Source organism: Paenibacillus sp. LC231, assembly GCF_001860525.1.
Classification (GTDB): domain Bacteria; phylum Bacillota; class Bacilli; order Paenibacillales; family Paenibacillaceae; genus Paenibacillus_AQ.
The window spans coordinates 50,993-76,724 of the sequence record NZ_JFOM01000056.1 but is presented as its reverse complement, the minus strand read 5'-3'; the positions used below and the strand labels follow the sequence as shown (position 1 = coordinate 76,724).

Genomic DNA, 25,732 nt, shown 5'->3' with positions numbered 1-25,732 from the left:
ACAGTAAAAAACCAACAGTTCTTGCGGATCTTATGAGCAGCATCCACTCTGCTTGGCATCCATTGTACGGAAAATGCAGCACAAATCCAGTGAAAGCAGCCGGTTGACTACAGCATGATTTAATTCATAATAGCTCCAGGTTCCTCTGGTCTCGAGAGTGACCAATTGGGCATCGAGTAGGACTCTGAGGTGATAGGATAGCTTAGACTGAGGCATTTCCATAATTTCCATCAGGTCACAGACGCAGACGCTTCCTTTTTGGCTGAGTTCATGCATGATTTTCAGTCTTTTCTGATCCGCCAATGCTTTGAACTTAGCCTCGTATTGGGTAAAATCAACAGTCTCGCTGGATCCCTGGATAACATTCAGTTCTTTGATCATAACCGTAACCTCCATTTAGCAGCAGCAACAAACAGCGGCTGGTTGTACAGTGATATGGGCCGAAGACTTCATCGTCGTCATTGGACATTCCACCATCCATCAATTAATTTTGATGAATGAAGCATATCATGATGTAATTTCATATTCAAGGACTAAATCAAAATATTTTGATTTAATAATTATTCACCCAGCTTATTGAACTGCAAATCATTATATTATATGGATTAATATTTATTTGCATACTGCAAGTGTATGTTGTATAACTATGACAAGAGGTGATTTAGCAATGGAAAATGCTCGCGAGTTGTTTCAGATCATGACCCGAAGATTTGGTCTACTTAATAAAAACTGCTGCAGTGTTGGAGGAAACGATGTCACATTAGTACAAAGCCACATCCTATACGAAGTGGATCGGCAGCACAACCCTTCCATGCAACAGATTGCAGTTACGCTTGGAACCGACATTACGACGTTTAGCAGACAGGTACAATCCCTAATCAAAATGAATTTAGTGAAAAAAACTCAGGATCCGCAGGACCGAAGAGTTTATACGCTGGCTCTTACGACGGAGGGAAAGTTTATAGCGACTACCATTGATCAACAAATGAATGACTACCTGAACGAAGTATTTTCGTATATGACCGAGTTCGAAAAAGAAACCGTGCTTCACTCCGTTAAGATTTTCAACGATGCAATGGCCAAATCCAGTAAATGCTGTGGCCCAATATCTGAATAAATAATTATGATTTATAGGGGGAACCAACAGTGAACAACACTTTGATTAGAGCAGCGGTCAATGACGATATGGAACGAATATTGAACATTTATAATCAAGGAATCGAGGATCGGATTGCAACCCTTGAAACGGATGTAAAGGATATTGCATATATGAATAACTGGTTCCAACAACACCAAGATCGTTACGCTGTCATTGTAGCCGAGTTCGCTGGCGATGTGATCGGCTGGGCTTCCCTCAACCCTTACTCGCAGCGATGTGCTTATGACGGTGTTGCCGACCTGTCCATATACATCGATCGGGCATTCAGAGGCCAAGGAATCGGAGGTTTGCTGCTTCAGCATCTTGAGGTAATTGCAAAGGAACAAAGGTTTTATAAAATCGTGTTGTTCACCTTTCCATTTAATCAAAACGGTCAAGGCCTATATCATAAACTGGGATACCGCGACGTCGGTGTTCTTGAAAACCAAGGCATCTTAGATGGAGAGTTCGTAGACGTCAAGATTATGGAGAAGTTATTGAACAAGGGGACAAATCCCTCGCTTTCTTTCATCAGCAAAAATATTTGAATTTAATAAAAGGAGGCTGTCCCATAGAGACATCCCTCCTTGCTGATACAACACATACGTTTGTTTTTACACCGATAATCCTGCCGCGACCGTCCGGTTCCGCCCTTCCCCCTTCGCCCGGTATAACGCCATATCCGCCGCCTGGAATACGTCCTCTCGGTTCCCGCCATGTTCAGGATATAAGGATACGCCGATCGAGACGGTAAGCGTTCCGGAATAAGGGATCGGGGAAATCAGGATCGTGCTGCGTATCCGCTCAGCGGTGAGGTATGCCTCGTCCTGGCTCCGCTCGCGAAGAAGAACGACAAATTCCTCCCCGCCAAAACGGGAGCATACCGCATCCGCTGGAACGCATTCCATCATGACGGCTGCCACCAGCTTCAGGACCCGGTCGCCGGTTTGATGGCCATAAGTATCGTTTACGCTTTTAAAATGGTCAATGTCCAGCATTATAACGGCATATGGATCCCCGAGCGCTTCCCATGAATCAAGGCAGCGTTCCAGCTCTCGGCGATTGGACAGCCCCGTCAATGGATCCGTGATGGCTTCCTGCTGTAACGAAAGGGTCTGCTTGGCCAACGATTCGGCAGCAGCCCGCATAATCTGATTTAATTGATCCGCTTCCCGATTCCAATGCGGCCGGAATTCCTCGGAAGACACCGTTTGGCCAGCTGCTACCGATTTCGTTAATTTATACAGCCGGGTAAACGGAGCGGCAATTCTTGCAGCCGTATAGGCGGCTATGACCAGCATAAGCACGATCGGAAAAAGCATGCTTCTCAATTGGTCTTCCAAGTTGCGATTGACATCGGCCAGGATGGAACTTACCGACGTCTGCATGACAATCCCCCAGCCATTCATCGTAACGCTGGCATAACCGGCCAAATAATCGTCACCATGCGTATTCATGACGCGTTGCATGCCGCTCTCGCCGCCCATGAGCCGCTTCACCACGACATTAGAACTGACATCCTCACCTACCCGGCTTTTATCCAGATGATAGAGCAGAATCCCACCGGAATCCACGATGTAGGAGTAGGATTCTTCTTCATTCCCCGCACCGGAACCGAAGATCCGATGCAATATATTGTTTTCTTCCAAGTAGATTGTGCCGCCAATCATACCGTGATACTTGCCGGAGCTGTCAAAAATCGGCTCGCTCGCAAGGACAATCCAGCGTCCGGCAGGAGTTCTATACGGTGCAGATATATAGGACTTTCTATCCTGTAGCGCCTCCGTAGTCCCCTCCGTTTTTAATCGGGCCTGATTCAAATTATTCCCCACAGGAGAAACCACGCGAATGGTACCCGCTTGATCGGCCCAAAATACGGAGTTGAAGTAAGGGCTGCTCTGCAGCATCAGATCAAAAATGACCTGCAGCTCCTTCTGATCGGATGCCGCGCTGGCCTCAATAGCCGGATTGTTGGCAGAGGCGCGAAGACTTTGGCGCATCCCTGAGAAAAGAGCTTCAATGGTAACCGCCATTTTTTGTGCGGAGGATAAATTAAGGGACATGGTGTTGTTGTATAAGGATCGTTTCTCGTTTTTATACTGGATATAGAACATAATCGACATCGTCATGAGAATGGATAATGAAACCAGCGCAGGCATAACCATGGCTAGACTGATTTTGATGCGTTGTTTAGGTATGTTCACGGCGGCTGCTCCCCTACTCTTGATGAAAAATATTGCCGGATGATTATACGATCTTTACATATTACTTCACAATCGTTTATGCGTCCATATATGGATGAAGCGTTTTGTGTTAAAGGCTGCGACTTGTCATGGAGTAACACGTACTTTATTTATCGCTTATCGCTTTATAACAAACATATGTTCGTTATACAATGTAGAGGAACAGTCTCCATTTTTGATAAGGATGTGATCTCACTTTGAACGACAACATATATGCAGAGGCAGACAACCATCTCCTCGGACAAAAAACCACCATCCCTGGCCAGCTTCTGCAGTCGATGCTCTGGAACAGGCACGATCTCCCCTCTCTGGAGCATGGCCGGCTCTATCGCCACCATACCGGGTTCACGCTCACCGGAATGGTCGTAGCCGGTCTGGATGGCCGGCCGCTCCATTGCTCCTATGAGGTTGAAACCACCCGCAGTTGGCAGACCCGGAAGGTAAAGATTAAGCTCTCAAGCGGCACGGAAGTTCAGTCCCTTCACCTGGAGCGGGATGATGACGGCCGCTGGTGGAACGGCGATACTGAGCTCACCGGATTTGCCGGCCTGACCGACATTGATCTCGGGATTACCCCTTCAACCAACACCCTGCCGATCCGACGCTTGAAGCTGAAGCCTGGAGAGAGCACGTCCATGACGGCCGTCTGGATTCAGTTCCCGAGTCTAACCATTGCCCCCCTTCCCCAGCAATATACGCGTACGGGCGAGTATACCTACCGTTATGAGAGTAACCATGGTGCCTATCAAGCGGATTTGGAGGTTGACGAGCACGGCCTCGTCACGAGGTACGCCGACGTATGGAGCCGAGCTCGCTGAGCCCTGTGCGTCCATGTCCACCAGAAGGAGGATCCCTGTAACCGGACGAAAACAACAACCCGGAACCGTTCATTGCAGCATCATCTCGACCGTTACAAGCAAGCCTCACGCTCATTTTCGGTGAAAGTATCCATCGGCGAGAATTCGGTGATCGGCTACAATACTTATCGGCATGCCAAAAATCCCCTGCCGGGTCTGCTTAGACCTTGTAGGGGATTTTCATGCGCCTAATGCTCCTGAATCAATGAGGGACAAAGACTAGCTGCAGTACGAACAGCACCGCAAAAATATACATCAACGGGTGAACCGCCTTCCACTTGCCCTTGACGATTTTCATCAGTGGGTAAGAAATAAAACCGAGCGCGATCCCGGTCGCGATGCTGGACGTAAGCGGCATGGTCAGGATGACGAGAAACGCGGGGAACGCTTCATCAAAATCATTCCACCGGATGTGCTGAACGCTGCTCAGCATCAGGCAGCCCACTACGATGAGCGAGGGTGCCGTAATGGCGGACAATCCGGCAACTGCGCCGATCAGCGGACTGAAAAAGGCGGCAACCACGAACAACGCGGCAACGACGACCGCCGTCAATCCAGTCCGACCGCCTGCGCCAACGCCGGCTGCTGATTCAACATAAGCGGTGGTCGGGCTTGTCCCGACCATGGATCCGGCCACGGTTGCCACCGAATCGGAGAACATGGCACGTTCTGCACGAGGCAGCTTGTTATCCTTCATCAGCCCCGCCTGCTCCGCCACACCAACTACCGTACCTGTGGTATCGAACAGCGTCACCAGGAGGAACGAGAACACAACGGCATAGAGCCCATGCCTGATCACATCCGAGGCAGCGGTAATCGGGTTCCATACCAGAATGCCTTCCGGCAGCGTAGGAACCGACATAATTCCGCCCGAAAAGGACAGCATATCGGCAAAATAAGCAATAATGCCGGTAATAATCATACCGATAAACAAGGCACCCTTCACATCGCGGGCCAGCAGCACAAGCGTAACCGCTAGTCCTACCAAGGCGAGCACAACCGATGGCTGGTGTAGATCGCCGAGCGCTACCAGATTGTCCGGATGCGCTGTAATAATGCCGCTCATCCGCAAACCGATAAAAGCAATAAACAGGCCGATACCGACCGTGATCGCATGTTTCAGATTCGCCGGGATCATCTCAATCAGCCTGCGCCGCAGGGAAGTCATCGATAACACCAGAAACAGAATACCGGCTATAAAGACGGCCGAGAAAGCTTCAATATACCCAAGTCCGGCATGTCCTTGAACAACGGAATAGGTGAAGTAGGCATTCAAGCCCATCCCCGGCGCCACAGCGATCGGGTAGCGGGCTACGAGCCCCATCAGCAGTGTACCAATCACAGCGGCAATAATCGTAGCCGTGAAGCTCTGCTCAAAAGGCACACCCGCTTGCGATAGAATCAGCGGATTCACAACGGTCACATACGCCATCGTGAAAAACGTCGTGGCCCCGGCAACAACTTCTGTCTTAACCGAGGTACCGTTAGCTTTTAAATCAAACACGAAAAATCCTCCATTCATGATGCTTGGCCTGGCTACGCGCCAGCCCCTTTTGGTAAGTTACGCATTATTTGATATACTCAAACACAAATGTATTGTAAATCTCTACATAGCATTTCGTCCTGAACTCGATAAAAATCTTGATTAGACAATCTATTCAAATCTTAAGGGACAGCAAATGACAGGAGGCTTGAAACGATGTGCGGACGCTTTACCCTCACGGTCACTTGGGAAGAACTGATGACCAGGTATCTCATTGATCCCGAATCGGTATCTCCCTTTCACATTCCCCGGTACAACATCGCTCCTACGCAGATGGTCACGGCGATTATTAACGACGGCAGCACCAACCGAATCGGTCAGCTGCAATGGGGGCTTGTCCCATCCTGGGCCAAGGATTCCTCGGCCGGAGCCAAAATGATCAATGCGCGCAGTGAAACGCTGGAAGACAAGCCTGCCTTTAGGATGCCCTTTTATCGGAAAAGATGCCTGATTCCTGCAGACGGCTTTTACGAATGGCAAAAAAACGACAATGGCAAGCAGCCCTTTCGCATCGGTTTGAGGAACGGTGAAATATTCAGCATGGCCGGTCTGTACGATACCTGGATCACCCCTAGCGGAGATAAGCTCAGCACTTGCACCGTCATCACCACCGCACCCAATCAACTTATGGAGCCGATCCATAACCGAATGCCGGTCATTCTGAGACCCGCAGACGAAGCCCTATGGCTTGAACGACAGACGTCTTCCCATACCAATGATAGCAGCCCTTCCTTCCTGCAATCCCTCAAAGAGCTTCTGAGGCCTTACCCCGCGGAGGAAATGCAGGCCGTACCGGTCAGCACCACCGTGAACTCCGTTAAAAATGACACGGAAGATTGCATCCGCTCCATTACGGGCGGCTAAAACTGTTGGAAAGGTTCGGGATTCCTCTTCAAATTCAGCTTTTTCTCAACTTGCCGGTTGCTTTTCTATCGATTGGAACATAAATCAAAAACTCCATTTGCGGAAAAACGTCAGGAACGTTTCATCCCTGCACATCCCAAATCAAAAGCCCCTGCTCATAAGGAGAATACACTCCCGAGAGGGGCTTCTTCTATGCAAAGTCAATCCTTGATGTCATCCAATTGTTATCGAAACATCCCCCACAGCTTGATCAAATGGAAGGTGTTGTTCGGATCGATGCGCTGTGCAAGCACGAATTGAACCATTTGCTGCTCCTGCGTGGAGCTCAGCTTTTCATTCAAGATGCCGCTGGCAGTCCGGATCAATTGATGGACTTTTGCGCTATTTTGAAGATCTGCCTTGGTCAACCCCTGAGTCAGCCCTTTAATTCTGTCCTTGACCGCCGGGTTTTTCATTTTTAGCTTGATTCGTTCTACCAGCTGCGGACTAATCCCGTACTGCTGATAACTCAATGTTGAAGCACCTCCAGTCATAAATGCTGCTACCTTTTTTGAGTATATGACGAAGGTCTGTCCATTGTGCCAACAGATTCATGTCATTAATCCATGATATCGCCCTGAAAGATCTTCTCCTGCTGCAAAAAGTCGCGCAATGGCTCATATTCAGGAGACGTCCAGAAGGAACTGTCGCTGACAAGAGCCGCTGCATCGCCCCTGGCCTCCTCCACTACTTTGAAGTCGGCGACCATGTCGGCCAGCCGGAATTCCGGCAGTCCGCTCTGCTTCGTACCGAAAAAGTCGCCAGGGCCCCGAAGCTCCAAATCCCTCCGGGATACCTCGAAGCCGTCCTCGGTTTCGGTCATAACCTGCATCCGCTCCTGACCCACTTCCGATTTCGGATCGGCCACAAGCACGCAATAGGATGCATGCTGCCCACGGCCAACGCGGCCCCGAAGCTGGTGCAGCTGGGACAGACCGAAGCGATCGGCATCCATAATGATCATCAGGGTTGCGTTCGGCACATCGACGCCAACCTCAACGACCGTCGTGGAAATCAACAGCTGGACCTCATTGCTGTAGAATTGGCGCATGACCTCATCCTTCTCGGCAGGCGTCATACGGCCGTGCAGCAGCCCCACAGCATATGCAGGAAAGGCCTGCTGCATCTGGACATGCAAATCGATCGCATTCTGAACGTCCAGCTTGTCCGATTCTTCAATCAAAGGAGCAATCAGATATGCCTGACGTCCTTGATTTACTTCCCGGGAAATAAATCCGAGCACACGGTCCATGAGTTCATGTTTGACCCAATAGGTCGTAATGGGAATACGACCTTTCGGACGCTCTGACAGCGTGGATACATCCATATCGCCAAAGGCGGTAATTGCCAGCGTCCGTGGAATCGGCGTCGCCGTCATCGTGAGCACATCCGGGTTATAGCCTTTACGGCGGAGTACGCTTCGCTGATTCACGCCAAAACGGTGCTGCTCGTCCGTCACGACGAGTCCCAGCTCCCGGAAGTACACATCATCCTGGATGAGAGCATGGGTACCCACGACAACGTCCGTCAACCCCATCTGTAAGGAAGCCAGCAGGTCTTTACGCTTCTTCCCCGTTACGCTGCCTGTCAACAGGCCCACAGTAATGCCAAAAGGCTCAAACAGCTTCTGCAAGGAACGCATATGCTGTTCGGCAAGAATCTCTGTCGGCACCATCAAGGCCCCTTGAAAGCCTGAGCGTACCGTTGTAAACAGAGCGATGGCGGCAACAATCGTTTTTCCCGAACCGACGTCTCCTTGAAGCAAGCGGTTCATGCAGTAAGGGGAGCGCATATCATGCAAAATCTCCAGCTCCACCTTCTTCTGCGCATCGGTAAGCTCAAACGGGAAGCTGCGCACGAACTCCCGGATAGTTGCATTGTCAGCCGTATGTACAACACCGTCCATCCGACTCCGGTTCAGCGCGCGGAACGCCTGCATTTTCAATTGGAACAAGAAGAGCTCCTCGTACACCATCCGGCGCCGCCCTTCCTGACCTTCCCGGGAATCGACAGGCTGATGAATCGTCATAATCGCCGCTTTACGGGGCATTAGATCATATTTCCTGAGCAGGGATTGCGGCAAAATCTCGGGAATCATCTCCCCGTATTGCTCCAATGCCTGTCCCATCGTTTTTCGGATCCAGGATTGCGTGATCTTCCCGCCGATGGAATACACCGGCTGCAGCGTTCCGCTGCGAAAGGCTCCCTTATCCGGGAACTCGGATTCGGACACCGTAAGCTGCATTCTGCGCTGATCCCATTTGCCCGTCAGCACGATCTCCCGGCCGGCCGTAAGCTGGTCCTTCAGAAAATGCCGGTTAAACCAGGTCGCGGTGAACATCCAGTTTTCGGCCAGCATTTTGCAGGTGAGACGGGATTTACGCCCGTAGCGCTGCAGTACCGGCACGCTGGCGATCTTGGCTTGAATGGTAATTTTGTCTCCGTCCTTGACTTCACTCAGGGAACGGAGCCGGTAATCCTCATACCGGAAAGGGTAATACTCCAAAAGATCCTTGACCGTAGAGACGCCAAAGGCGTGAAGCTCCCCCTCTTTCAGGGCGCTCACGCCGTTGATCTGTCTGACGGATATTTGATCGAGTTTGAGACTCATATCATCTACCTCACTTAAGCAGGCCATATATATGCTGCAATGGTTCCCGGTCCAACGTGCGTGCCGATAACCGGACCGATCTCGGAGAACACCGTTTCCTCGATCGTAAACACAGCGGACAGCTGCTGCAGAAAATCCTCAACCTGAGCAGGGTCAGCTGTATGACCCACAGCCACTTTAATATTTTTCACACCGGATAGATCCTGTTGAAACAGCTCAATGATTTTGGCCGTCGCTTTCTTGCGACCGCGCACCTTGTCTACCGGAAAGATAATCCCTTCGCCGTCAATGGACAGGATCGGCTTAATGTTAAGCAGGGTTCCAAGCACAGCCGAAGCCTTGCCAATTCGCCCACCCTTCTGCAAATACTCCAGCGTGTCTACCAGGAAGTAGAGACGGCGCTTGGAGCGAAGATCCTCAAGCGACGAAATAATATCTGGAACAGCCGCACCTGCTTGTGCGAGCTTCGCTGCATGAACCACGAATAGTCCGAAACCGTAGGACGCCGATTTGGAATCCCATACGGTGATATCCGCTTCTCCTTCGATTAGAGAGGTTGCAAGCAATGCGGACTGATACGTTCCACTCAAGCCGGATGAGATGTGAATGGACACAATGGAGCAGCCGGGGTGCTGTTCCAGAATGGACTCATACACAGCTACAAAATCTGCGGGTGAAGGCTGGGAGGTCGTTGGAAGCTGGGGCGATTGCACCAGCTTTTTGTAGAACTCTCCCGGGGTAATTTCGACTCCGTCCAAATACGTATCTTCCCCGAACATAAGTCTCAGCGGCACAATATGAATGTTGTGTTGCTTCGCCAGGTCTGCCGGAATATCCGCTGTGCTGTCTGTCACAATAACGGTCTTATTCACCGGAACCCCTCCTAAAATGTACCTTGCATAATGTCAAAGCGTTGTTTATCAAGACTCAACGGAGAACAGATAGGAATAGATCGGCTGTCCGCCGTAGTGTACCTCAACCTCTGCGTTAGGGTACTGCTCGCCGAGCCACTCCGTGAGTGCGTTGGTCGATTCTTCGCTTGCGTCCGCCCCTGTAAGCAGAGTCACGATTTCATCGCCGGACTCCAGCATTTTACCCAGCAAATCTTGGGAGGTCGTAATCAAATCCTCATTCGCTGCAACGATATTGGAATTGCGAATGCCGATGAATTGACCGGCCTTGATCTCCAGATCATCAATCGTTGTGTCCCGAACAGCATAGGTTACCTGACCTGATTGCACACGAGTGATCGCATCCAGCATGTTGTCGGTATTCATATCCGCATTCTCATCTTCCTGGAAAGCAAATGCAGCCGCGATCCCCTGCGGAATCGTCTTGCTCGGAATGACCGTTACACTGCGCTCGCCTTCGAGAAGCTCTCTCGCCTGCTGGGCAGCCAGCACGATGTTGGAGTTGTTCGGCAGAATGTAAATCTGCTGAGCCGAGATCGAAGAAATCGCATTGACAAAATCCTCGGTGCTCGGGTTCATCGTCTGTCCTCCGGAGAGAACGACGTCAACGCCCAGACTTTTGAATATGTCAGAGATGCCTTCCCCTGACGATACTGCAATGAACCCGTACGGTGCGATCTCGTCTGCCGGAGGAACAGCCGGAGCTTCCGGTGTTACGGTCTCTGCCGGAATATCCGCAAACAACTCGGGCATCGGTGCGATGTCCATTCCCGTTGTGAGCAAATCACGGTGCTGCTCGCGCATATTCAATATATGAATCTGGGTGATTTCTCCATACAGTAATGCCAGGTTCAACACTTCGCCCGGAGCTTTGGAATGCACATGAACTTTGATGGTCTCGTCATCGGCGATAACAATGATGGAATCACCATTCACTGCAAGCGCTTTCCGGAACTTATCTTCATCAAAGTCTGCACCCGTTCCTTCCCCGAGCTGCCTATTAATAAAGAATTCCATGTCATATAAAAATTCAATGTCCTCTGTGGATAGTCTGGACTGGGCTGAGGCCGGAGCTTGAACCGCCGAGAAGTCAGGAACCGCTTGGAAGGCTGGTGCCTTGCTGCTCTGTTCAGCTTGTCCTTCCGCAACAGCAAACGATCCGGACGGAGCGTCTTTTCTTAGCACCTGCAAGAAACCTTCATAAATGTAAACCAGGCCCTGGCCACCCGAATCCACAACGCCAACCTGCTTCAGAACAGGGAGCATATCAGGCGTCTGGGACAGTGTTTCTTTGGCTTTGGCCAACACCTGCTCCATCAATTCCACGATATCGTTGTTGCGGCGGGAGAAATAGACCGCATGCTTGGCCGCTTCTTTAGCTACGGTAAGGATGGTGCCTTCAACAGGCTTTACAACAGCTTTATACGCAGCTTCTACGCCTGTCTGCAGCGCTGCGGCGAATTGATGAGAATTTAGTTCTGTATAAGGTGCCGCATATCGGCTGAAACCGCGGAACAGCTGGGACAGAATAACCCCCGAGTTCCCTCTGGCTCCCATCAGAAGCCCCTTGGATAGCACACCGGCACTATGCCCGACGGACTCCGAGTACTTACTCTTCAGTTCTGCCACACCTGCAGTCATCGTCAAATTCATGTTGGTCCCCGTATCGCCGTCCGGCACCGGGAACACATTCAGGGAATTGACGTGTTCTGCATGCTGCTGCAGCTGCTCCGCTCCGGCTAGGACCATCGCGGTAAATTCTGTTCCATTCAAAGAACGCTTACTCAATGAGAATTCCCCTTCCTGGCTTGATACCCATAACACTTCTTGTCGTAAATTTCATATCTATTTCATAGCTTATAGCTGACGAAATGCCCAAGCAGTAAATAAAAGACTTATCATGATTAATGGATCATAAATCTATGATGGGCTATCCTCTCGTCCTCTACGCTTTGCGGCGGTTCCCAAGCTTCTTGAGAGCCATGCCGACCAGCCCACGAACTATTTGTTCGGAAATATTATGGACTAATCAACATTGTACTATAATGGCAAAGAGAAATAAATGTTTTTAGGACAGTTGACGGAGCAATTTTTACTGTGATATTATATTTAAGTATTGTTTCATGCAGGGTTAGGAACAAGGAGGTGTAATGAATGGCTCGCAAATGTTATGTAACTGGCAAGAAACCAAGCAGTGGTAACCATGTTTCTCACGCTAACAATCACAACAAGCGTTCTTGGGGTGTCAACGTTCAAAAGGTTCGCATTTTGGTGGATGGCAAGCCAAAACGTGTATACGTCAGCACTCGCGCTTTGAAATCCGGTAAAGTGACTCGCGTATAATCATCTTGTGTTATATGAAGAAAAACTTCTTAATCTCCAGGCACCATTTGTGGGCGATCCGGGACAAGGAAGTTTTTCTTGCGTTTAGATACATATTCTCCTTCTAAACAAAAAGCACCCTTAGCAGTTAGCAGGTGCTTTTTTTATTTAGATATAAGAAAGATGAAAGAGCATAACTTCCGCTTTCTTATATCGCAAGAAAAACTTCCGGTCGAACGCGGTCTGTCCTCGATAAGTACGTCGCTAGACACTCTTCTTTTGATATAAGAAAGCGAAGGAGAACTATCGCGCATTTTGGCTTTCTTATACCGCAAGAAAAACCTCCGCATGCAGCTGCGGTATGTCCTCCATGCGCTCTATCGGAGTGTTCTTGCCTCTTTCCCCAGAACCGGCTAGGCGGCGTCAGTCCCAGGCGGAGGTTTTGTTACGCCGGGACAAGCTGTCAGCTCTTGTGAAACGTATTTAAGATGGCCTTCACAAAACCTCCCAAAAACTTCGGCAGCTTGAACGTATAGAATTTCATGTCTCACCCTCCCCATCATTCTCATGCCTTCCTAGATTATGTTATGCACCAAGCCCATAGATGTGAACACAGACAAAAAAGGCTACATGAGAACCCAGCTCATGTAACCATATTTATGCGGGAAACCCGCGCCCTATGCATCCCGTTGTTCACGTACTGGTCAAGATGTTACGCTGTCGCGGATTTTTGCAATAGCTGCCGCGCGATCCGGCTTGCCGAATACGGCGCTGCCCGCAACCAGGACATCCGCTCCCGCTTCCACCACAAGCGGCGCTGTCTCCGCTGTAATGCCGCCATCCACTTCAATATGGATGCTCGGGTTGTCGGAGTTTGAAATCCATTCACGCAGCTGCGAGATCTTGTTTATGGTCCGCTCGATGAAAGCCTGTCCGCCAAATCCAGGATTCACGGTCATTACCAGGACCAAGTCCAAGTCAGGGAGCACTTCCTGAAGGACATGGGCCGGCGTAGCCGGATTGATCGCGACGCCTGCCTTCACGCCAAACTCTTTGATCAGATGGATGACCCGATGAAGATGCGGGCAGGTCTCGGCATGAACGGTGATCAGGTCAGCTCCAGCCTTGACGAAGTCCGCAATATACAGCTCCGGCTGTTCAATCATCAGATGCACGTCAAGCGTCAGGCTCGTATGAGGCCTGATGGCTTGGACGATCGGTGGGCCCAGCGTAATATTAGGTACAAAGTGTCCGTCCATGACATCCACATGAATCCAATCGGCTCCGCCGGCCTCGGCTTCCTTAATTTCTTGTCCCAGCTTCGCAAAATCCGCTGACAATATGGATGGGGCAATTTTTATCATCATTCAGTACCTCCGTTTCTTCTCTTTCATCTCCGTATAAAACTCCACATAATGCTCATAACGGCTAGCCAGGATGATTCCATCCTCTTTGGCTTGGAGCACCCGGCAGCCCGGCTCATGCAGATGACTGCAGCCTCTGAATTTGCATTCGGCAGCATAAGGAGCAAATTCTCTAAAACAGGTCGATAACTCCTCGACACCCAACTCCAGAAAATCCAGTTGGCTAAAACCGGGGGTATCGGCGACATACCCCCCGTTATCAAGCTCAATCAGCTCTACATGGCGTGTCGTATGCCGACCGCGGCCAAGACGCAGGCTGATTTCGCTCGTCTCCAGCGAGAGGCCTGGCATTAACGCATTCAGCAGGGACGATTTCCCGACACCGGATTGACCGGAGAAGACACTGATTCGGCCGGCCAGCCGTTTCTTTACCTCTTCGGTCCCGATCCCTTGCAGAGAGCTGGTAATCAGCACTTCGTAACCAATCTCTTCATACTGACGCTTCACCTGCTCCAGCACATCGTCGGAGGCGTCCACAAGATCCTGCTTCGTCAGACAGATCAATGCCTCAAGGCCCTCATGCTCTATATGTACCAGAAACTTGTCCAGCAGATGCAGGCTCAGATCCGGTTCTTTGACCGAAAACAACAGCACCGCCAAGTCGACGTTTGCGACAGGCGGGCGAATTAATTGGGAAGACCGTGGAAGAATTTCGTCCACGGTCCCTTCCCCATTTTCAGTCAATGAATACATAACGTGATCTCCAACGAGCGGAGAGATGCCTTTCTTTTTGAAAATGCCGCGGGCTCTGCATTGAACCGCTGGGTCCTCCCCGGATATAATGTTGCCATCCTGCATGGGTTTGACATAATAATATCCGCTTAGTGCCTTCACGATCAGTCCCTCTAGCATATAATAGGCCTCACCTTTCTTGTTGAAATTTAGTATTCTCACGACTTGTTTCTAATCGTTATCATTACCTTTGCCATTACCCTTGCCGTTTCCATTGTTACCATTGTCCCAATGGTAAGCAGCATCATCTTCCTCATTCGAACCTTCCTCGCCATTTCCTTCATCCGGATTAGTGTCCACCGGTACATCAGGTTCAACAGGCGGTTGTTCAAAGGTCGGCTGCGGCACGGTGCCGTTCTTGACGTCGCTGTAACTTACGCTGTACGTATCCACCTGGCGACCGTCACGGAAGATCATGACCGTTGCATGCTTGTCGGGAGCCAGCAGCAGCTTAACAGGTACCATTTCCGAGGTCGTAATGGTCTTGTTCACGGCTTCCTGGTTTTCTCCCAGCGCGTCCGTGAAGACGACCCGTATTTTGCTTTCTTGGCCTTCCGTACTTGGTGAGACCGGTACACTGTAATTATACTCAAGCGCATCCGAAGGATAGCCTGAGCTGACGAACAGCGTGATTTTGGAGCCTGGAGCAACCTGTTCATTGGCCTCATGCGGCCACTGCTCTACTACGATACCTTTCTTCACTTCATAACTGGATCTCTCTTTGATTGCCTCAACCGTAAAGCCATTGGACTCCAATATATTGACGGCATTCTCCTGCTCTAAGCCAACCACGCCAGGCATAGGAACAAAATTCTTGCCCTCGCTTACCGTTACGTTGATTACTTCCGTTTCCGGATCGATTTTTGTAGCGGCTTCTGGACTTTGTTTAAAGATCTTGCCTTGAGGAACTTCATCATTTTTTTCGGACGATCGTTTAATGGAGGTTTCCTTAACGCCAATTTTTTTTAACGCAGCAACAGCCTCATCAAACGTCATCCCATTAAGGTCCGGCATTTCCGGAAGCGGCTTCGCATCCCCAACCGACAATTGAACTGGAGACCCCTTCTTCAGCATGGTCTCAGCTTCCTTGTCCTGTGCAAACACGATGCCTTCGTCCACATTCGGTTTATATTCACGAATGACTTCCTCATTCACCGTCAAGCCTTTGGCCTCAAGCTCGCGGATCGCATCCTCCTCCGTCATGCCTACAACTGGCGGCACCTTAACCTCCGGTACCTCCAGCATATTGTTCACATACATGACGACGCCGAACATAAGGCCGAGGAACAGGAGTACCGAGCCGATGATGATGGTCGGCTTGACCCATTTTTTCTTCGGTTTGCCGGTCGGCTTTTCCTCAAACTCGTCGTCATCCGAGTCGTCGTCATCGTCTTGATGATGCTGACTGCTGCGCTGCATCGTTTTGAGTGCGGGCATGACCAGGGTAGAATCGGCATCGTCCTCAAACTCCATCTTCGGTTCGTTGAGTCGCATCGGCATCAAGCACGTCTCAAGATCGTCCATCATCTCTTCCGCGGACTGATAACGCTCCTCCGGGTTTTTGCGCATGGACTTCAGGATGATGTTCTCCACGCTTTGAGGAATGAGCGGGTTTACTTCTCTAGGCTCATCAAATTCCTCCTGGAGATGCTTCAGAGCAACACTAATCGGGCTCTCGCCCAGAAAAGGAAGACGGGCCGTGAGCATTTGATATAACACAATACCAAGGGAGTATAAATCCGATTTCTCGCCCGTCACGACGCCCTTGGCGTGCTCCGGCGAGAAGTAATGCACAGAGCCCACAACAGAGCCTGTCTGCGTAATGGTTGTCGACGTGACCGCCCTGGCAATGCCAAAGTCCGTTACTTTGACCCTCCCATTACGGCCAATCAGAATATTATGCGGTTTAATATCCCGGTGAATGATCTGGTTATGATGAGCGTGTCCCAGCGCATCGCAAATCTGGGTAGCAATCCGCACAGCTTCTTCTACCTGCAGCGGTGCCCGTTCTTTTATGATTTCATTCAAGTTCTGACCTTCGATATATTCCATGACGATGTAATGCACATCTTCCTCTTGGCCCACATCATAGATGCTGACCACGTTGGAATGCGACAACGAAGCCGCTGATTGTGCCTCACGCCGGAAACGGCGGATAAATTCCTCGTCGTGCACAAACTGCTGGCGCAGCACTTTGATCGCTACATTCCGGTTCAGCAAAATATCCTGAGCCTTGTAGACCAGCGCCATGCCACCGCCACCGATGCGTTCTATAATCTTATAACGACCAGCCAATTCATGTCCGATCATGAATCCCACCCCTTTATACGTTGCCCGACAACTTCCTCTTGATGTTCAAACATTGCGACCGTGATGTTGTCCTCACCGCCAGCAAGAAGTGCCAGTTGAAGCAGGCGATCCGCTCTTTCTTCCAGAGGAAGGTCAAGTGAACCGGAAATTTGTCCGATCAGCTCGCGGCTGACCCGGTTGCTGAGCCCGTCACTGCAGAGCAGCAGCACTTCGCCTTCTCCGATCGTAACCGGTGTAAGCTCAACCGTCACATCCACATCCGTTCCAAGTGCCCGGCTTAATACGTTTTTCCGGGGATGGGTTTCCAGTTGATCTTCCGTAATCTGACCACTCTTAAAAAGCTCATTAACCAATGTGTGATCATCTGTGAGTCGAATCACTTGTCCGGGAACGACTTTGTAAGCCCTGCTGTCCCCGATATGTCCGATATAACCTTCGGAACCCCGCAGCAGCACCGCTACAATCGTCGTGCCCATATTGTGAAGCCGCTCATCAGCCGAGGCTTCCCGATAGATAACTGCATTGGCATGCAATATGGCATCACCAAGCGCAGCCCGAATACTTTCCATGGACATGTCCTCCTCCAAAGAGGACAGATCCTCGGCCACGGTATCTACCGCAAGCCTGCTGGCGGTGTCACCTGCAAGGTGACCTCCCATACCGTCAGCAACCACACCCAAGGTATAGCCATGCTCCAGTGTGCTAACAAATACCGAATCTTCATTAACAGGACGAACGCGTCCCACATGGCTTACATGAACCGTCTTGATCAAATCTTCTCACCTCAACTCCATATGCTTGGCCCGCAGCTGACCGCAAGCGGCAGCGATATCATGGCCTTGTTCACGACGGATGGTCACATTGACCCCCTTGTCTGCTAACGCACGTTGAAATTTGAAAATATCGTTACGCGATGTGCGAACATATTTCCGTTCCGGCACATGGTTAACCGGAATCAGATTGACGAAGCAGTTCATATCCTTAATGACGTCCGCAAGCTCTTCGGCATGCTCAACCTGATCATTTACGCCGCCGATCAAGGCGTATTCAAACGTAATGCGGCGTCCGGTTTTTGCTTGATAATAACGAAGAGACTCAATCACGTCGTCAAACGGGAACCGACGGTTCACAGGCATCAGCTTGGAACGCAGCTTATCGTTCGGTGCATGAATGGAGATGGCCAGATTAATCTGGGTATCCTCTTCCGTGAATTTATAGATGTTAGGCACAATGCCACTCGTCGAAACGGTAATGTGGCGCTGGCCGATATTCAATCCTTTTTCATGGATCATCGTGCGCAGGAACTTCATGGTCGCTTCATAATTCTCAAACGGTTCACCTGAGCCCATGATCACGATGCTGCTAACACGTTCTCCCGTCTTATCGAGAATCTTCTGCGCCTGGACCACTTGGGCAACAATTTCGCCGGAGGTCAAATTTCGCTTCAGGCCACCCAGTGTGGATGCGCAGAACGTACATCCGATACGGCAGCCAACCTGCGTTGTAACGCAGATGCTGTTGCCGTAATTGTGCCTCATGATGACGGTCTCGATTGCATGGTCATCATGCAGGCCGAACAGAAACTTGACCGTTCCGTCCTTCGACTCCAGCTTGGTGATTTCCGTCAAGGTAACGAAACTGAATTCCTGCTCCAGCTTGGTCCGAAACTCCTTGGACAGATTCGTCATTTCTGCGAAGTCGTTCACCCGCTTCACGTACAGCCAGTCATAAATCTGGGTTCCCCGAAACGCGGGCTCCCCGTTCTCTTGAGCCCATGCTTGAAGCTCTTCCAGTGAATAATCATATATAAAAGGTTTCATTCTCACCACACCTGTCTAATTTAGAGGATGTCCAGCCAGTATTCTTCCGAACGCTCCCTATTACATTCATATGCATCTCTTTTTTCATTCTTCCTATTCTAACATAAATAAAAGAGACGGTAAAAGAGGAAAACCCGCCGGCATTGGCGGGATACGACTATAGTCATGGCGGCGGGGCCCTTAAGAGGGACGTCTGCCGAGTCTTGCAATGTAAAATCCGTCACTATGGTAATGCTGGGGCAGAATTTGAATCCCGCCTCCCCGCTGAAGCGATATCCCTTCCAGCCGGCTTAAGTCTCCAAGACCATCTTCCGCGATTCCAAACCCGGAATGGCTATCCAGAAAAGCAGATACAACCCCTTCATTCTCCAGCGGCTCAATCGTGCACGTGCTGTACACCAAGAGCCCTCCGGGACGAAGCAACGTGGAGACCGACTCCAGCAGCCTGAGCTGCAGCGCCGCTATTTCATGGATGTCCTCCTGTGACTTGCCCCACTTCAGATCGGGCTTGCGGCGGATGACGCCAAGACCCGAACACGGAGCATCCAGCAAAATTCGATCAAAAGACGCAGGCTCGAAGCGGTCAACCAAATCCAGCGCGTCCCCGGTCACGATCGAAATGCTGTCCAGTCCCAGACGGCCTGCCTGATCCGATATCAGCTTGCCTTTATGAGCATGAATGTCGTTGGCAACAATGCTGCCCACATCCTTCATCAGCTCGCCCATGTGGGCACTCTTCCCGCCCGGGGCTGCGCAGCAATCCAGCACCCGCATTCCCGGCTCAGGGTTAACAGCCTCAGCGACCAGCATGGAGCTTTCATCCTGGATCGAGATCATTCCATCCCGGTACCAATCGGTCAAGGCCATATTACCAGCTCCCCTTACAACAATCCCGTAGGGACTAAGAGGCGATGGGGCAGCTTCAAAGCCTTGGCTGCTCATTAATTCCAGCATATCGTCGCGGCTGATCATCGTAGTGTTCACTCTCACGCTGACAGCCGGCGGTTCGTTGTTTGCGGCACAGATTGCCTCTGCCGTCTCGATCCCGTACTGGGATATCCAGCGCTCCACCAGCCACAACGGATGGGAATGCTGCAGGGAAATGCGCTGGGCCGGCGGCATATTCTCAGGGATCGCCAAACTTTCCTTCTGGCGCAAAATATTCCGAAGCACCCCGTTTACCATGCCGGAGATCCCTTGATGCCCGCGGCGCTTCGCCAGATTAACGGCCTCGCTGACAACCGCGTGATCCGGAATCCGATCCAGATATATGACCTGATACAGACTGATGCGAAGCAGTGCTCTTACCCACGGCTGAAGCTTCTGTACCCCTTTGTTGACAAACTTGTCCAAAAAATAATCGAGCGTGTTGAGTCTTGAGATCGTGCCATAGATCAGCTCTGTGGCAAGTCCCGCGTCGCTCTTTGCAAGCGAGGACTTCTGCAGAGCGGAGTTGAGCAGGAGATTGCTGTACGCCCCCTCCTGCTCAACCTGAGTCAATACATCCATCGCCAGCTCCCGAGGAGAGTCCAGGCGTCCCTTCGGCCTGCGGTTCCCGCTCACGTCAACACCGTCCCGACCGTCAGGCTCGTCCCGCGCACGAATTGCGCCGCATCCATTGCCTTTTTGCCGCTGGGCTGGACGGTTAACAGCGTTAGCGTGCCATCGCCTGTTTTCACGACGATCCCCTTCTCATGGAGCTTAAGCACGGTTCCTGGCTGTGCATCGTTAGATGGGGTTTGTGCGCTGTCCGGCTTAGCCGCTGCCCATACTTTAAACACATCCCCGTTCCACAGCGTAAATCCGCCGGAGTAAGGAACCAGACCGCGAATTTGATTGTAAATTTCGCGGGATGTGCGAGTCCAGTCGATTCTTTCGTCATCGCGGGTCAGGTTCGGTGCATACGTTGCCTTTGTGTCATCCTGGGGCTCGGCATCCACCTTGCCCTTCACAAGCCGCGGCAGCTCTGATCGCAGCAGCTCCGCGCCGGCTTGGCTCAGCTTCTCAAACATGGTTCCTGCCGTATCGTCATCCTCAATGGGAACCTCGGTGCGGGCGATCATGTCGCCCGTGTCGAGCCCCTCCGCCATATACATCAGCGTGATGCCTGTTACGGATTCTCCGTTGATGATACTGCGCTGAATCGGAGCTCCTCCCCGGTAAGCGGGGAGCAGCGAGCCGTGGACATTGAGACAGCCCAGTGACGGCATATCCAGCACCGATTTCGGCAGAATTTGGCCATAGGCGGCGGTGACAATCATATCAGGCTTATACTCGGCCAGCTCGGCCACAGCTTCCGGATTCCGCAGGCGCTGAGGCTGCAGAACAGGAATGCCGTGACGAAGAGCGGCTTCCTTAACCGGCGTTGGGGTCAGCACCTTTTTACGCCCTTGCGGGCGGTCAGGCTGCGTAACGACGGCGACAATGGAATAACCTTCGCTAATCAACATTTCAAGACTGGGTACTGCAAAGGCCGGGGTGCCCATAAATACGATATTCATCGGTTCTCCAGCTCTTTTCTCGGCTGTTCCGGAACATACTCATACACCCGGTCAGCGATCTCCGTAAACAGCACCCCGTTCAGATGATCGATTTCATGCTGAAACGCTCGCGCAAGCAGCCCGGTACCTGTAATGACAAGCTCGTTGCCTTCGCGGTCAAGCCCCTTAACGGTCACTTTCTCCGCACGGCGCACATCTCCGTTCCATCCTGGAATGCTCAGGCAGCCTTCCGGCCCGAATTGCTCGCCTTCGCTCTCCACGATCTCCGGATTGATCATTTTGATCAAGCCGTGCTCGTCACCGGCGTCGATCACGATCAGACGCTTCAGAATGCCGACCTGCGGCGCAGCCAGCCCGACGCCTTCCGCATCGTACATGGTATCCGCCATATCGTCCAGGAGCTTTTGAACGTTCGGCGTAATTTTGGTAACTTCCTTTGCCTTTTTATGAAGAACCTCATCCGGTTCTTTAACGATAATACGAATCGCCATGTCTATGACACCATCCTTGTGCTTTTCATCATTGTATGCTGTATTACATTAACATTTGCGGATCTACGTCAATACTGATCTGGAGCTTGCTGTCCCGCGCCGAATCCTGCAGCTTCTCGGCAACCGAGCGTACCAGCGTGACAGCATCCATCGTTCCCCGCCATTTTATCATACATTGAAATCTGTATCTATTTTTTAGCCGCGGAATAGGGGAGGCTACCGGACCCAATATATCAAGCGCGCTTGCGTCGAATCGGTCCAGGCTTCCAAACCATCCCCGGCGGTCGGATTCACTTTTAATGGTCGCAGCAAAATTCTCCGCCATTCTTACCAGCAGCGGCAGCTGCTCATGCGACAGCGTCACCAGGATCAGCCTGCAATACGGCGGATAATGGAGCGCTTTGCGGTGCTTCAGCTCGTCCTTGACGAAGGATAAATAATCATGGCTGCTTGCATGGATAATCGAATAATGCTCCGGCGTATAGGATTGGATAACCACTTCACCCGGCAGCTGATGGCGGCCAGCTCTTCCGGCAACCTGAGTGAGCAGCTGAAACGTCTTCTCGGCCGCCCGGAAATCGGGCAGGTTCAACGCCGAATCGGCCGTTATGACGCCGACCAAGGTGACATCAGGGAAATCCAGGCCCTTGGCGACCATCTGGGTGCCTAGCAGCACGTCCCCTTTTTTATCCCGAAACTGCTTCAGCAGCCTCTCGTGAGAGCCCTTCTCGGTCGTGGTATCCACGTCCATCCGAATGACGCGAATGCCGGGAAACAGCTTGGCCAATTCTTCCTCGACACGCTGTGTGCCTGTGCCGAAATAACGTATATGCTCGCTTCCGCAATCCGGGCAAACCTCCGGAGCCTGTGCCGCATAACCGCAATAGTGGCAGCGTAAGTTATTCGATTTCTGATGGTAGGTCAGCGAAATGTCGCATTCCGGACAGCCTGCAACATATCCGCAGCTCCGGCACATGACAAACGTGGAGTAGCCCCGCCGATTCAACAGCAGCACCGTCTGTTCCCCGCGTTCCAGCCGCGCCGAAATCGCGGCATGCAGAGAGCGGCTGAACATGGAGCGATTGCCTTCACGTAGCTCCTCCCGCATATCCACGACCTGGACCTCGGGCAGCTTGTTGCCCAGCGCACGGCTCGGCATCTCCAGCAGGTGAGGCGCAAAATCATCCTGAGCTTGCGATCTCGCCGCATGGTAACTCTCCAGCGAAGGCGTTGCCGAACCCAGAATGACGGCTGCGCCGGTCAGCTGGGCTCGGTGAATCGCAACATCCCGGGCATGGTACTTCGGTGTTTCTTCCTGCTTATAAGAGCCTTCATGCTCTTCATCCATAATGATCAATCCCAGACGGTTAAACGGCGCGAATACCGCCGATCGAGCGCCCACGACAACGGACGCCCGGCCTTCTCTTATTTTCCGCCATTCATCGTAACGCTCTCCATCTGAAAGCCGGCTGTGCATGACAGCCACACGATCGCCGAAACGGGCTTTGAACCGTTCCACCATTTGCGGTGTCAGCGATATTTCGGGCACCAGCACAATCGCCTGACGCTCCTGTTCGAGGCATCGCTGAATCGTCTGCAGGTAGATTTCGGTCTTACCGCTGCCCGTCACTCCGTGCAGGAGAAACACGCCATGCTTGCGTTCATCCAGCTTGTGCACGATGCTGCGATACACCGCTTGCTGCTCCGGTGTGAGCGCCAATGGGGTGCTAGGCGTGAAATGCCGCCCTCGATACGGATCGCGGAACACTTCGATATCCTCAAGGGTAATCAGCCCTTTGTCAGCCAGTCCCTTCACGGTGCCTGCGGTGACACCCAGCGTCTGGAGCAGATCCTTCTGCGATATCGGCAGAAATGCTTCCATCTCCAAAATATATTGGAGCACTTCCTTCTGACGCTGAGCCTTGGCCGGAAATGAAGCCAGCGCCTGATGCGCTTCCTCACTCGATACGGCAAGCTCTACCGCTTTTATCGTTTTTTTCTGCAGTTTATCCTTGATTTGCTGAAATTCGCTAAGCCGTCCTCGGCCGATCAGCGCTTTAATGGTCGCAGCGCCATCCGGAAATGCCCGCGTTAACTGCTGGAGCGAAACCTCGCCTTTCTGACTGACAAAGCGGATGATCTCCTCCTCCGACTCACTTTCGGGCAGGAGCGCAAATAATCCGTCGGTTTGATCCGTCTGCAACGTGTCTGAATCGCCAATGGAAATGTACCGCTCCGCCTTCCCTTTCAGCGCCGTAGGCAGCATCGACTGCAGGACCGATATATATCGGCATGCGTAACGCTCCTTCATCCATTCACCAAGCTCAATCAGCTCAGGTGAAAGCGGCGGCATCACATCGAGGACTTCCTGAATCGGCTTCATTTTCGCCGTATCCATCTCGGGCCGGGGATGCAGAGAGATCACGAATCCCTGGAGCGTTCGGTGCCCGAACGGCACGCCGACCCGGCTGCCTACCTCGACCCAGGGCCGAAGTTCCTCAGGAATCAAATAATCAAAAGGCCGGTCCGTATCCTTGGACGGCACGTCCACAATCACTCGTGCCATTTCCATCAGGATGACCTCCCGGATAACCGATCAGCCGCCAGTGTTAACAACCTCTGGGCCACTTCCTCCTTGGACATCACTGGAAGCTGCAGGACCAGCCCTTCTGCATCAAAGATATGAACGCTGTTCGTATCCGTGCCAAAGCCCGCTCCTGCCTGTGTAACATCGTTAGCAACGATCAGATCGCAATTTTTGCGTTTCAGCTTTTCTCTGGCGAACTGCTCCACTGTATCGGTCTCCGCGGCAAATCCGATTAAGAACTGGGAGGTTTTTTGGCGTCCCAGGCTCTCCAGAATGTCGGTTGTTTTGACAAGATCCAGCGTCATGGTCTCCCCTCGCTTTTTGATCTTAGACGTCGCTACTTCAGCTGGGCGATAATCGGCAACAGCGGCCGCCTTGACCACGATATCACTATGCTCGAATACGCGCTGCACCGCATCGTACATATCTTGGGCCGATTCCACTCTTTCCACCTTGATTCCCACTGGTGGAGCTTCATCGGTATGAGCGGCAATGAGGTGAACATCCGCTCCCAGCTGCTTGGCCGCTTTTGCAATCGCAAATCCCATTTTCCCGGAAGAATCATTCGTTATATACCGGACAGGATCAATGCGCTCAATGGTGCCGCCGGCCGTGACAACCACCTTTTTGCCGTGCAATATGCCTGTGGAGCTGCTCTCTTTATCCTCATTCAACGCCACAGGTTGTGCCCCGCGATCTCGGAAAAACCGTTCAACCACGTCAACAATCGTATCAGGCTCTTCCATTCGTCCCTTTCCAACATATCCGCAAGCCAGAAGCCCCTCTCCGGGTTCAATCATGGACACCCCGCGGGAAACCAGCGTCTCCATATTGGCCATGACGGCCGGATGCGTGTACATATGCACGTTCATTGCCGGCGAGATCATGACGGGAGCCGTCGTCGCGAGCAGCGTCGTGGTCAGCATGTCATCCGCCAGGCCATGTGCCATCTTGCCGATAACATTGGCTGTGGCCGGAGCGATCAATACCAAATCGGCCAGATCGGCCAAGTGGATATGCGAGACGACCGAGGGATCCCGTTCATCAAAGGTATCGCTATAAACCGGGTTTTTGGTCAGCGTTTGAAGCGTTAATTCCGGAATGAACTGCTTCGCGGATTCCGTCATAATGACATGCACATCCGCTCCCCTCTGGACAAGCCTGCTGCATAAAGTCGCTGCTTTATACGCGGCAATGCCACCTGTAACGCCAAGCACAATGACTTTTCCGTTCAACATGACAATCCCCCGCTTTCCATTGTATAAAGGCTACATTCTCATATCTTCTCAAAAAAATAACAACCTTTCGGTTGTCACATTTTCGCGCGCTAACGCATGAT

23 protein-coding genes are annotated in these 25,732 nt (G+C 51.6%); 5 read left to right on the top strand and 18 right to left on the bottom strand.

Going from position 1 to position 25,732, the window contains the following annotated elements:
* Positions 1–30: 30 nt before the first annotated feature.
* Positions 31–381, bottom strand: coding sequence for an ArsR/SmtB family transcription factor (locus AK95_RS30760; protein ID WP_071223716.1), 351 nt, complete (start codon positions 379–381; stop codon positions 31–33).
* A 286-nt stretch (positions 382–667) separates the two neighbouring features.
* Here AK95_RS30760 and AK95_RS30755 point away from each other — a divergent pair, with 286 nt between their 5' ends.
* A complete protein-coding gene (locus AK95_RS30755) occupies positions 668–1,117 on the top strand; it encodes a MarR family winged helix-turn-helix transcriptional regulator (RefSeq protein WP_071223715.1) in 450 nt (149 codons plus the stop codon).
* 29 nt (positions 1,118–1,146) lie between these two features.
* On the top strand, positions 1,147–1,686 hold the full coding sequence (locus tag AK95_RS30750; protein ID WP_071223714.1) for an arsinothricin resistance N-acetyltransferase ArsN1 family A: 540 nt from the start codon (positions 1,147–1,149) through the stop codon (positions 1,684–1,686).
* A 66-nt stretch (positions 1,687–1,752) separates the two neighbouring features.
* Here the strand turns inward: AK95_RS30750 and AK95_RS30745 are convergent, their stop codons facing one another.
* Positions 1,753–3,342, bottom strand: a complete 1,590-nt coding sequence (locus tag AK95_RS30745; RefSeq protein WP_071223713.1) for a sensor domain-containing diguanylate cyclase — start codon at positions 3,340–3,342, stop codon at positions 1,753–1,755.
* A 236-nt stretch (positions 3,343–3,578) separates the two neighbouring features.
* On the opposite strand from AK95_RS30745, the gene AK95_RS30740 reads away from it, so the two are divergent.
* Complete coding sequence (locus AK95_RS30740) at positions 3,579–4,199, top strand: putative glycolipid-binding domain-containing protein (RefSeq protein ID WP_071223712.1); 621 nt, start codon at positions 3,579–3,581, stop codon at positions 4,197–4,199.
* Between the two features lie 241 nt (positions 4,200–4,440).
* Here the strand turns inward: AK95_RS30740 and AK95_RS30735 are convergent, their stop codons facing one another.
* On the bottom strand, positions 4,441–5,742 hold the full coding sequence (locus AK95_RS30735) for an NCS2 family permease (protein WP_071223711.1): 1,302 nt from the start codon (positions 5,740–5,742) through the stop codon (positions 4,441–4,443).
* Between the two features lie 195 nt (positions 5,743–5,937).
* Here AK95_RS30735 and AK95_RS30730 point away from each other — a divergent pair, with 195 nt between their 5' ends.
* Positions 5,938–6,645, top strand: coding sequence for an SOS response-associated peptidase (locus AK95_RS30730; RefSeq protein WP_071223710.1), 708 nt, complete (start codon positions 5,938–5,940; stop codon positions 6,643–6,645).
* A gap of 224 nt (positions 6,646–6,869) precedes the next feature.
* Here the strand turns inward: AK95_RS30730 and AK95_RS30725 are convergent, their stop codons facing one another.
* From AK95_RS30725 to AK95_RS30710, 4 genes are all read right to left on the bottom strand, one after another.
* On the bottom strand, positions 6,870–7,157 hold the full coding sequence (locus AK95_RS30725; protein WP_071223709.1) for a stage VI sporulation protein F: 288 nt from the start codon (positions 7,155–7,157) through the stop codon (positions 6,870–6,872).
* 86 nt (positions 7,158–7,243) lie between these two features.
* Positions 7,244–9,295: an ATP-dependent DNA helicase RecG gene (recG, locus tag AK95_RS30720; RefSeq protein ID WP_071223708.1), complete on the bottom strand. Its 2,052-nt coding sequence runs from the start codon at positions 9,293–9,295 to the stop codon at positions 7,244–7,246.
* 14 nt (positions 9,296–9,309) lie between these two features.
* Positions 9,310–10,167 (bottom strand): DegV family protein, encoded by an 858-nt coding sequence (locus tag AK95_RS30715; protein ID WP_071223707.1) that lies wholly within the window; start codon positions 10,165–10,167, stop codon positions 9,310–9,312.
* A 48-nt stretch (positions 10,168–10,215) separates the two neighbouring features.
* The gene (locus AK95_RS30710) at positions 10,216–11,994 is read right to left on the bottom strand and encodes a DAK2 domain-containing protein (protein ID WP_071223706.1); all 1,779 of its coding nucleotides are present in this window, start codon (positions 11,992–11,994) and stop codon (positions 10,216–10,218) included.
* 366 nt (positions 11,995–12,360) lie between these two features.
* On the opposite strand from AK95_RS30710, the gene rpmB reads away from it, so the two are divergent.
* A complete protein-coding gene (gene rpmB, locus AK95_RS30705) occupies positions 12,361–12,549 on the top strand; it encodes a 50S ribosomal protein L28 (RefSeq protein WP_006209230.1) in 189 nt (62 codons plus the stop codon).
* Between the two features lie 442 nt (positions 12,550–12,991).
* Here rpmB and spoVM read toward each other — a convergent pair whose 3' ends face one another.
* The 11 genes from spoVM to coaBC form a co-directional block, all read right to left on the bottom strand.
* Positions 12,992–13,072 (bottom strand): stage V sporulation protein SpoVM, encoded by an 81-nt coding sequence (gene spoVM / locus AK95_RS30700; RefSeq protein ID WP_034273235.1) that lies wholly within the window; start codon positions 13,070–13,072, stop codon positions 12,992–12,994.
* Positions 13,073–13,232: 160 nt separating this feature from the next.
* Entirely contained in the window at positions 13,233–13,892 is a 660-nt protein-coding gene (rpe, locus tag AK95_RS30695) for a ribulose-phosphate 3-epimerase (protein ID WP_071223956.1), read from the bottom strand.
* A gap of 3 nt (positions 13,893–13,895) precedes the next feature.
* Positions 13,896–14,804 carry a ribosome small subunit-dependent GTPase A gene (rsgA, locus tag AK95_RS30690; protein WP_071223705.1) on the bottom strand — a complete coding sequence of 303 codons (909 nt, stop codon included), beginning with the start codon at positions 14,802–14,804 and terminating at the stop codon, positions 13,896–13,898.
* A 51-nt stretch (positions 14,805–14,855) separates the two neighbouring features.
* Positions 14,856–16,994, bottom strand: a complete 2,139-nt coding sequence (pknB, locus tag AK95_RS30685; protein WP_071223704.1) for a Stk1 family PASTA domain-containing Ser/Thr kinase — start codon at positions 16,992–16,994, stop codon at positions 14,856–14,858.
* A complete protein-coding gene (locus tag AK95_RS30680) occupies positions 16,991–17,767 on the bottom strand; it encodes a Stp1/IreP family PP2C-type Ser/Thr phosphatase (protein ID WP_071223703.1) in 777 nt (258 codons plus the stop codon). Before AK95_RS30680 ends, pknB begins: the two co-directional genes overlap by 4 nt.
* A gap of 6 nt (positions 17,768–17,773) precedes the next feature.
* Positions 17,774–18,814, bottom strand: a complete 1,041-nt coding sequence (gene rlmN, locus AK95_RS30675; RefSeq protein ID WP_071223702.1) for a dual-specificity RNA methyltransferase RlmN — start codon at positions 18,812–18,814, stop codon at positions 17,774–17,776.
* A 180-nt stretch (positions 18,815–18,994) separates the two neighbouring features.
* On the bottom strand, positions 18,995–20,323 hold the full coding sequence (rsmB, locus tag AK95_RS30670) for a 16S rRNA (cytosine(967)-C(5))-methyltransferase RsmB (RefSeq protein ID WP_071223954.1): 1,329 nt from the start codon (positions 20,321–20,323) through the stop codon (positions 18,995–18,997).
* 50 nt (positions 20,324–20,373) lie between these two features.
* A complete protein-coding gene (gene fmt / locus AK95_RS30665; RefSeq protein WP_071223701.1) occupies positions 20,374–21,315 on the bottom strand; it encodes a methionyl-tRNA formyltransferase in 942 nt (313 codons plus the stop codon).
* Complete coding sequence (gene def, locus AK95_RS30660; RefSeq protein ID WP_071223700.1) at positions 21,312–21,806, bottom strand: peptide deformylase; 495 nt, start codon at positions 21,804–21,806, stop codon at positions 21,312–21,314. Before def ends, fmt begins: the two co-directional genes overlap by 4 nt.
* Before the next feature lie 43 nt (positions 21,807–21,849).
* Positions 21,850–24,378: a primosomal protein N' gene (gene priA, locus AK95_RS30655; RefSeq protein ID WP_071223699.1), complete on the bottom strand. Its 2,529-nt coding sequence runs from the start codon at positions 24,376–24,378 to the stop codon at positions 21,850–21,852.
* On the bottom strand, positions 24,378–25,631 hold the full coding sequence (gene coaBC, locus AK95_RS30650) for a bifunctional phosphopantothenoylcysteine decarboxylase/phosphopantothenate--cysteine ligase CoaBC (RefSeq protein ID WP_071223698.1): 1,254 nt from the start codon (positions 25,629–25,631) through the stop codon (positions 24,378–24,380). The genes priA and coaBC overlap by 1 nt, the downstream gene beginning before the upstream one ends.
* Between the last annotated feature and the right edge of the window lie 101 nt (positions 25,632–25,732).